Raw genomic sequence first — 8,720 nt, forward strand, 5'->3', positions numbered from 1 at the left:
GGGAAACGCTACTGGTGACAGCCTTTTTTTCCGCCGAAGCTGTTATGACATGAAGACCAAAATACTGATCGGCATCGACATGGGCTCGAGCAGCCTGAAGGCGCTGGCCCTGGACGCGGGGAGCGGGCGCAGCCTGGCCGTGTCGCGCCTGCCCCTGCGGCATGCGCGGCTGCCCGGCGGCGGGTGCGAGGTGGGCGCGGCGGCGATTCGCGCGGGGCTGACCCACGTGCTCGGCGACGTGGCGCGCCAGCTCGGCCCGCGCGCCGCGGACGTGTGCGCCATCGGCTGCACCGGCCACGGCGCGGGCCTGTACGCCCTCGATGCACAACACGAACTCGTGGGCGGCCGCGCCGTCGCCTCCACCGACCAGCGCGCCGATGCGCGCGCACTCGCCCTCTCGGCACGCCACGGCGACCGGCTGTTCGCGGACGTCGGCTGTCGCCCCTGGCCCGGCCAGCCCACGGTGATCGCGGCCGAGCTGCTGGGCGCCGACGCCGTGCAGCGCGGCGAGCTGCACCGCCTGCTGTTCGCCAAGGACTACCTCGGCTTCCTGCTGACCGGCGAGATCGCCACCGACGCGAGCGACGCCAGCACCGCGGGCCTGCTCTCGCTGGCCACCGGCGACTGGTCGCCCCTGGCCTTCGAGGTCGCGGGCATCGACGGCCTCGGGCCGCGCGCCTTCGGTCCGCTGGTGCCCAGCGGCCAGACGATGGGCCGGCTGCGCGCCGCCGAGGCGGCGCTGTGCGGCCTGCCCGCCGGCATTCCGGTGGCGATGGGCGCCATCGACCTGCTCGCCTCGATGACCGCCATCGGCGCCGAAGACCGCGGCCGTGCCGTGTCGGTGCTGGGCACGTGGTGCGTCAACGCCGTCATCGGCCCGGTGATCGACCCGCAGCCCGAGGTCGCCGCGCTCGTCAACTTCGGCCGCACGCGCGAGCGCCTGTACATGGAGAACAGCCCCTCGTCGATGGCCAACATCGCGTGGCTGGCCGGCGCGCTCGGGCTGCCCGATGCGCGCGCCGTGGTCGACCTGGCCATGGGCGTGCCGCTGGGTGCGAACGGGCTGCGCTTTCTGCCTTTCATCAACGGCGGGGGTGGCATCACGGCCGGCTTCGTCGGGCTCAAGAGCCATCACACGCCGGCCGACATGGCGCGCGCCGTGGTCGATGCCGTCGCTGCGCTGCATGCGCGCCACACCGCGCGCCTCGCGTCGCAGGGCCTGCCGGTGTCGGCCTCCAGCGTGCTGGGCGGCGGCGCCAGCGATGCGCGCCTGGTGCGCCTGCTCGCGGCGCTGCTGGGCCACCCGGTCGAGCGCTGCGCCGACGACGAAACCGGCGCGCGCGGCGCCGCCCTCTATGCCGCGATGTCGCAGGACCTCGACGACGCGGGGCCTGCCAGCCCGCTGCGCGCGCCCTGCGAACTCATCGAACCCGACGCGCGCGACGCGCGGGCCCATGCCGATTTCAACGCCGAATTCAACGAACTGATCGATCGCATGTCTCCTGTCTTCAACCATCTGTCGGGCGGTGCGTCATGAGCGCGTGGCAACTGCCTTTTGTCCGCCCAGCCTCTCTTGAGGGCCGCCACTTTTCGACGGTGATCGTCGGCGCCGGCATCAATGGCGTGGGCGTGTTCCGCGACCTGTCGCTGCAGCGCGTCGATTGCCTCATCGTCGACAAGGGCGACTTCGGCGCCGGCGCCAGCAGCGCGCCCTCGCGCATGATCCACGGCGGCCTGCGCTACCTGGAAAACGGCAGCTTCTCGCTGGTGGCCGAGGCCACGCGCGAGCGCAACCTGCTGCTGCGCAACGCGCCGCACCTGGTGCAGCCGCTGAAGACCGTGGTGCCGCTGTCGAGCTTCTTCGGCGGGCTGCTGAGCAGCGCGCTCAAGTTCTTCGGCCGCACGCCGCCGCAGCGCACGCGCGGCCTGCTGGCCGTGGCCGCGGGCCTGCGCCTGTACGACCTGCTGGGCCGCCGCCAGCGCGTGATGCCGGGCCACCGCATCAGCCGCGTGCCCACCAACGACCGCCGCCTGTTCCGCGCTGCGATCCGCTGGACCGCCACCTTCTTCGATGCCTGGATCAGCCATCCCGAGTGGCTGATCCTCGAACTCATCGGCGACGCCTGCCGCGACCAGCCGCGCTCGGCCGCCGCCAACTACTGCCGCGTGACGGGCTGCGCGGGCAACATCCTCACGCTGCGCGACGAGATCACCGGCGCGCTGGTGCGCGTCACGGCCGACACCGTGGTGAACGCCACCGGCGCCTGGCTCGACCGCAGCGCGGCCGTGCTCGGCGGCGCCGGCCCGCGCGTGATGGGCACCAAGGGCTCGCACCTCGTGCTCGACCACCCGGCGCTGCGCGACGCGCTCGAAGGCCGCATGGCCTACTTCGAGGCGGTGGACGGGCGCGTGTGCATCGTCTATCCGTTTCTCGACCGCGTGCTGGTGGGCTCCACCGACATCCCGGTGGAAGACCCCGACCAGATCGTCACCGAGCCGGCCGAGATCGACTACCTCATCGACGTGCTGCGCGAGGTGTTCCCGAACATGGCCTTCGACCGCCAGCACGTGATCTACACCTACGTCGGCGTGCGCCCGCTGGCGCGCTCCGACGCCGACAAGCCGGGCCAGATCTCGCGCGACCACTCGGTGGTGGTCGACCCGCCGAGCGCCACGCGCGACGTGCCCATCGTCGGCCTCGTGGGCGGCAAGTGGACCACCTTCCGCGCCCTGGCCGAAGAAGCCACCGACCACGTGCTGCGCCACCTGGGCCGCTCGCGCACCGCCTCGACCGAGTCGCTGCCCATCGGCGGCGGCGCCGAGCTGCCGGCCGACGCGGCCGCCACCGAGCGCTTCATCGACAAGATGACGGCCGGCTCGGGCCTGGGCCGCGCACGCGCGCTGGGCCTGCTGCGCCGCTACGGCTCGAAGGCGCTGCCGCTGGCGCAGCGCCTCGCGGCCTCGGGCGACACGCCGCTGCGCCATGCGCCCGAGTACTCGGCGGCCGAACTCTCGTACCTGTGCATGGAGACCGGCGTCGTGCACCTGGACGACCTCGTGATCCGTCGCACGCTGCTGGCCATTCGCGGGCTGGTCACCGACGACGCGCTCGCCGAGATCGCCGGCGTGGCCGCCGAAGCCCTCGGCTGGGACGCGGCCCGCGCGCACCAGGAACTCAGCGCCTGCGCCGCCGCCCTGCGCGAGCGGCACGGCGTGCGCCTGCAGCCGGTGGCGGCCCACGAGCCGGCGTCTTCCGCTTTCGATGCATCATTGATGGCCAGCCCCGTCCTCGGCCCGACCTAACGTGACCCTTTCCACCGCCCCCGACACCGTGTCGACGACCTCGCTCGACCGCAACTCCGAATCGCCGCTGTGGGCGCAGTTCCGCGACGCCATCCGGCTGCAGATCCTGCAGGGCGTGCTGCCCATCGGCGCCAAGCTGCCGTCCGAGGCCGAGCTGGGCGAGCAGTTCGGCATCTCGCGCATCGTGGTGCGCGAGGCGCTCGCCGACCTGGTGCGCAACAACCTCATCTACAAGATCAAGGGCCGCGGTGCCTTCGTGTCGGCGCGCGAGCGCGACGAAGACTTCGTCTCCACCGTGCTGGGCTTTTCCGACGAGATGGAACGCAAGGGCCGCTCGGTGCGCACGCAGATCCTCGTGCAGGAACTGCGCGCCGCCACTGCGCAGGAAGCCGCCGCGCTCGGCCTCACCGAAGACGCGCAGGTGGTCGGCCTCAAGCGCCTGCGCAGCGTCGACGGCGAACTGCGCCTCCTGGTCGAGACGGCGGTGCCGGCCGACCTGGCGCCGGGCCTGCACCGCACGCGGCTGGACGACCGCTCGCTGTACGACGTGCTGCGCCGCCAGTACGGCGTGCGGCTGGTGCGCGCCGAACGCTGGATCGATGCCGTGCTGCCCGACGCCGAGACCTGCCGCCTGCTCGACCTGCCGCAGCCCGAGCCGCTGCTGCGCATCGAATCGATCGCCTACGGCGCCAACGGCCGGCCGCTGGAGCACTACCGCGCGCTGCACCGCTGCAAGACCAGCCGCCTGCACGTGCAGACGACGACCTGAGCTCAGGCCTTCGCGTTGCTGCTGCTGCGTGAAGGCAAGAGCACCGAGGCGATGGCGACCATCATCAGCGCCACCGCCACCCAGTCCTGCCAGTGCACGACCTCGCCGAGCCACACGGCGCCGCTGAACACGCCGAGCACGGGGATGAACATCACGCTCAAGGTCGAGGCCACCGGCGGCAGGCCGCGCGCCAGGTAGAACCAGGCTGCGTGCGCGAAGCCGAAGATCAGCACCGCGTTGTAGGCGATCGATCCCCAGGTCACGGCGCCCGGCGAGCGCCATTGGTCGCGCTCGAACAGCAGCGACAGCACCGTCATCACCACGGCCGTCATGGCCGTCATCCAGAACGAGAGCGTGAGCGTGGGCAGCCCGATGCGCGTGTGGCGCAGCAACTGCGTGCCCAGCGCCCAGGTGGCGGCGGCCACCAGCGCCAGCGCCACGTAGCCGGGGCGGCCCGCGAAGTCGGTGAGCTCGTGCCACAGCAGCAGCCCGACGCCGATGGCGCAGGCACCCACGCCGGTCCACGCGCGGCGCGTGAGCACGGCCGAGAACAGCAGCGCGCCGATGACCGCGGAGAACACCGGCATCGTGTAGCCCAGGATCGCGGCGCGCCCGCCCGAGAGCGCCTTCACCGCGAGGATGATGCAGGCGTGCCAGACGAACATGTTGGTCGCGCCCAGCCACACCAGCTCGGGCCAGGCACTGCGCGGCACGCGGAACGGCACCTTCATCACCACCAGCGCGATCGCCAGCACGGGCACGCCCAGCCAGATCGAGATCGCGCGGAAGGCCAGTGGCGGGTAGTCGGCCACGCCGAGCTTCATCACCGGCCAGTTGAAGCCCCACGCGAGGGTGAGGAGCACGAGAAGAACGAACTGGCGCGGCGTGAAGGAAGGCATGGGCCGCGATTGTGGCGCGGCCCGCGCATTCGTGCTGGCGGCGCTGCTACAGCAGGCGCTTGAGGTAGCGCCCCGTGTGGCTCGCCTCGTTCGCCGCGATGTCTTCCGGCGTGCCTTCGCCCACCACCGTGCCGCCGCCGGCACCGCCTTCGGGGCCCATGTCGATGAGCCAATCCGCCGTCTTGATGACGTCCAGGTTGTGCTCGATGACGACGATGGTGTTGCCCGCGTCGCGCAGCTGGTGCAGCACCTTGAGCAGCAGTTCGATGTCCGCGAAGTGCAGGCCGGTCGTCGGCTCGTCGAGGATGTAGAGCGTGCGGCCCGTGTCGCGCTTGCTGAGTTCGAGCGCGAGCTTCACGCGCTGTGCCTCGCCGCCCGACAGCGTGGTCGCCGACTGGCCGAGCTTGATGTACGAGAGGCCCACGTCGAGCAGCGTGCGCAGCTTGCGCTCGATGGTCGGCACGGCCTTCAGGAACTCGTGCGCGACCTCGACCGTCATCTCGAGGATCTGTGCGATGTTCCGGCCCTTGTACTGGACCTCGAGCGTCTCGCGGTTGTAGCGCTGGCCGTGGCAGACCTCGCAGGGCACGTACACGTCGGGCAGGAAGTGCATCTCGACCTTCACCACGCCGTCGCCCTGGCAGGCCTCGCAGCGGCCGCCCGCCACGTTGAAGCTGAAGCGGCCCGGGCCGTAGCCGCGCTCGCGCGCGGTGTTGGTCTCGGCCATCAGCTCGCGGATGGGCGTGAACAGGCCCGTGTACGTGGCCGGGTTGCTGCGCGGCGTGCGGCCGATGGGCGACTGGTCGACGTTGATGACCTTGTCGAAGTACTCGATGCCTTCCACCGACTCGTGCGCGGCCGGCTCTTCGTGCGCGCGGTACAGCGTGCGTGCCACGGCGGTGTAGAGCGTGTCGTTCACCAGCGTCGACTTGCCCGAGCCCGAGACGCCGGTCACGCAGGTCAGCAGGCCCACGGGGAAGGCGACGCTCACGTTCTTCAGGTTGTTGCCGGTGGCGCCGACCACGCGGATCTCCTGCAGGTCGGTCTGCGAAGCCAGGTGCGCCGCCTCGCGCGCGGCCCGCCGTTCGGCCGCGGGGCTCTGCGGAAAGCGCGAGGGCTTCTTGCCTTCGTTGAAGGCCGGCTTCTTCACGGCCGGCAGCCAGGCGGTGCGGTGCTTGGGCACCTCGATCTTCTTCACGCCCGAGAGGTACTGGCCGGTGAGCGACTCGGGGTTGGCCGACACCTGGGCATACGTGCCCTGGGCCATCACGCGCCCGCCGTGCACGCCGGCGCCGGGGCCCATGTCGATCACGTGGTCGGCGGCGTGGATCATGTCCTCGTCGTGCTCGACCACGATCACGCTGTTGCCGATGTCACGCAGGTGTTTGAGCGTGCCGATGAGGCGGTCGTTGTCGCGCTGGTGCAGGCCGATGCTGGGCTCGTCGAGCACGTACATCACGCCCGTGAGGCCCGAGCCGATCTGCGACGCGAGGCGGATGCGCTGCGCCTCGCCGCCCGAGAGCGTTTCGGCGCTGCGGTCCAGGCTCAGGTAGTTGAGGCCCACGTCGTTGAGGAATTTCAGGCGCAGGCCGATCTCGCGCACCACCTTGTCGGCGATGTCGGCCTTGGCGCCGCGCAGCTTGAGCGTGCTGAACCAGGCGTAGGCGTCGCGCAGCGTGAGGTGGCTCAATTCGAAGATGGCCATGCGCGGGGGCTCGCCGCCGTTCGCAGCAGCCACGTGCCCGGCGTCGTCCACCAGGAACACGTTGCGCGCCTCGCGCCGCAGCCGCGAGCCGCCGCAGTCGGGGCAGGGCTGCTGGTTGCGAAAGCGCGCGAGGTCTTCGCGCACCATCACCGAGTCGGTCTCGCGGTAGCGCCGCGTCATGTTCGGGATGATCCCCTCGAAGGGGTGCTTCTTCGTGAGCTTCTTGCCCGCGAAGTTGCCCGATTCCATGGTGTAGTTGAACTTGATCTCTTCGCCGCCCGAGCCGTGCAGCAGCGTCTGCTGCACCGAGGCCGGCAGCGACTCGAAGGGCGCGTCGACGTCGAACTTGTAGTGCTTGGCGACGCTCTCGACCATGCTGAAGTAGTAGCCGTTGCGGCGGTCCCAGCCCTTGATGGCGCCGCTGGCGATCGACAGCGACGGAAACGCCACCACGCGCACCGGGTCGAACACCTCGCGGTGGCCCAGGCCGTCGCAGCTCGGGCAGGCGCCCACGGGCGAATTGAACGAGAACAGGCGCGGCTCGAGCTCCGACAGCGAGTAGTGGCAGATCGGGCAGGCGAATTTGGCGTTGAACAGGTGTTCCTTGTCGGGCGCCCCCGCAGCGCCATCGGCGCTGCCTTCCGGCTTTGCACCCAGCTCCAGCGCAATCGCGCGGCCCTCGGCCAGGCGCAGCGCGGCCTCGAAGCTCTCGGCCAGGCGCTGCTGCATGTCGGGGCGCGCGCGCAGGCGGTCGATGACCACGTCGATGTCGTGCTTCTCGGTCTTCTTGAGCTTGGGCAGGTCGTTGTATTCGTAGGTCTGCCCGTCGACGCGAAAGCGCACGTAGCCGGCCGCCTGCATCTCGGTGAAGAGCTCGAGGAACTCGCCCTTCTTCTCGCGCGCCACCGGCGCCAGGATCATCAGCCGGGGCTCGTCGGGCAGGGCCAGCACCGCGTCGACCATCTGCGAGACCGTCTGCGCCTGCAGCGGAAGGTGGTGGTCGGGGCAGAAGGGCGTGCCGGCGCGGGCGTACAGCAGGCGCAGGTAGTCGTGGATCTCGGTCACCGTGCCCACGGTCGAGCGCGGGTTGTGGCTGGTGGCCTTCTGCTCGATGCTGATGGCGGGCGACAGGCCCTCGATCACGTCGACGTCGGGCTTGTCCATGAGCTGCAGGAACTGCCGCGCATAGGCCGAGAGGCTTTCCACGTAGCGCCGCTGCCCTTCGGCATACAGCGTGTCGAACGCCAGGCTCGACTTGCCCGAGCCCGACAGGCCGGTGATCACCACCAGCTTGTTGCGCGGGATGTCGAGATCGACGTTCTTCAGGTTGTGGGTGCGCGCGCCGCGGATGCTGATGCGCTGCTGGGCGAGCAGGGCGCCAAGGTAGGCGTCACGCTCCGGGGTGTCTTCAGTGGTGGGTGAATTCAAGGGGTGCGGTCGTCCGAGGGCAACCGGACATGATAGAGGCGCCGGCTCCGCCTGTCATGACCAGGGGATGGACGGCGCTGGACGCCCCCGCTCAGGCCGGCCAGCGCCGGGCCGATTTCGGCTCAGGCAGAATGGAGGGTTCCTCTCAACCTCCTCCTTCATCTACTTATCAGGGGCAGTGCATATGGCATCGGTCAATAAAGTCATCGTCGTCGGCAACCTGGGGCGCGACCCCGAAATGCGGACATTCCCGAGCGGCGATCAGGTCGCAAACGTCACCGTGGCCACCACCGATCGCTGGAAAGACAAGCAAAGCGGTGAGATGCGCGAAGCCACCGAATGGCACCGCATCGTGTTCAACGGCCGCCTGGCCGAAATCGCCGGCCAGTACCTGCGCAAGGGCTCGCAGGTGTATGTCGAAGGTTCGCTGCGCACGCGCAAGTGGACCGACAAGGACGGCATCGAAAAGTACACCACCGAAATCCGCGCTGACCAGATGCAAATGCTGGGCAGCCGCCAGGGCCAGGGCGGCCCGTCGGGTCCGAGCGACGACGACGGCGGCTACTCGCAAGGCGGGGGCGGCGGCGGTGGTTATTCGCAAGGTGGTGGTGGCGGC

At 70.3% G+C, this 8,720-nt stretch carries 6 protein-coding genes; 4 read left to right on the plus strand and 2 right to left on the minus strand.

The window, feature by feature from the left end; genetic code table 11:
* Nucleotides 1-49: 49 nt before the first annotated feature.
* From AC3WQR_RS19040 to AC3WQR_RS19050, 3 genes are read left to right on the plus strand one after another with little or no spacing between them, the layout of a single operon-like run.
* Entirely contained in the window at nt 50-1,537 is a 1,488-nt protein-coding gene (locus AC3WQR_RS19040; RefSeq protein WP_390347175.1) for an FGGY family carbohydrate kinase, read from the plus strand.
* Entirely contained in the window at nt 1,534-3,303 is a 1,770-nt protein-coding gene (locus AC3WQR_RS19045) for a glycerol-3-phosphate dehydrogenase/oxidase (protein ID WP_492743151.1), read from the plus strand. The genes AC3WQR_RS19040 and AC3WQR_RS19045 overlap by 4 nt, the downstream gene beginning before the upstream one ends.
* 1 nt (nt 3,304) lies before the next feature.
* Nucleotides 3,305-4,072 carry a GntR family transcriptional regulator gene (locus tag AC3WQR_RS19050; protein ID WP_172438465.1) on the plus strand — a complete coding sequence of 256 codons (768 nt, stop codon included), beginning with the start codon at nt 3,305-3,307 and terminating at the stop codon, nt 4,070-4,072.
* Nucleotides 4,073-4,074: 2 nt separating this feature from the next.
* Here AC3WQR_RS19050 and AC3WQR_RS19055 read toward each other — a convergent pair whose 3' ends face one another.
* Entirely contained in the window at nt 4,075-4,971 is an 897-nt protein-coding gene (locus AC3WQR_RS19055; RefSeq protein ID WP_062480450.1) for a DMT family transporter, read from the minus strand.
* Between the two features lie 46 nt (nt 4,972-5,017).
* A complete protein-coding gene (gene uvrA / locus AC3WQR_RS19060) occupies nt 5,018-8,104 on the minus strand; it encodes an excinuclease ABC subunit UvrA (protein WP_492743152.1) in 3,087 nt (1,028 codons plus the stop codon).
* Nucleotides 8,105-8,288: 184 nt separating this feature from the next.
* Between uvrA and ssb the strand changes: the two genes are divergently transcribed.
* Nucleotides 8,289-8,720 (plus strand): single-stranded DNA-binding protein (gene ssb, locus AC3WQR_RS19065; RefSeq protein WP_492743153.1); only part of this gene is annotated, 432 nt, incomplete at its 3' end.

The sequence above is a fragment of the Variovorax sp. FW305-3-2-15-B-LB1 genome, assembly GCF_058787635.1.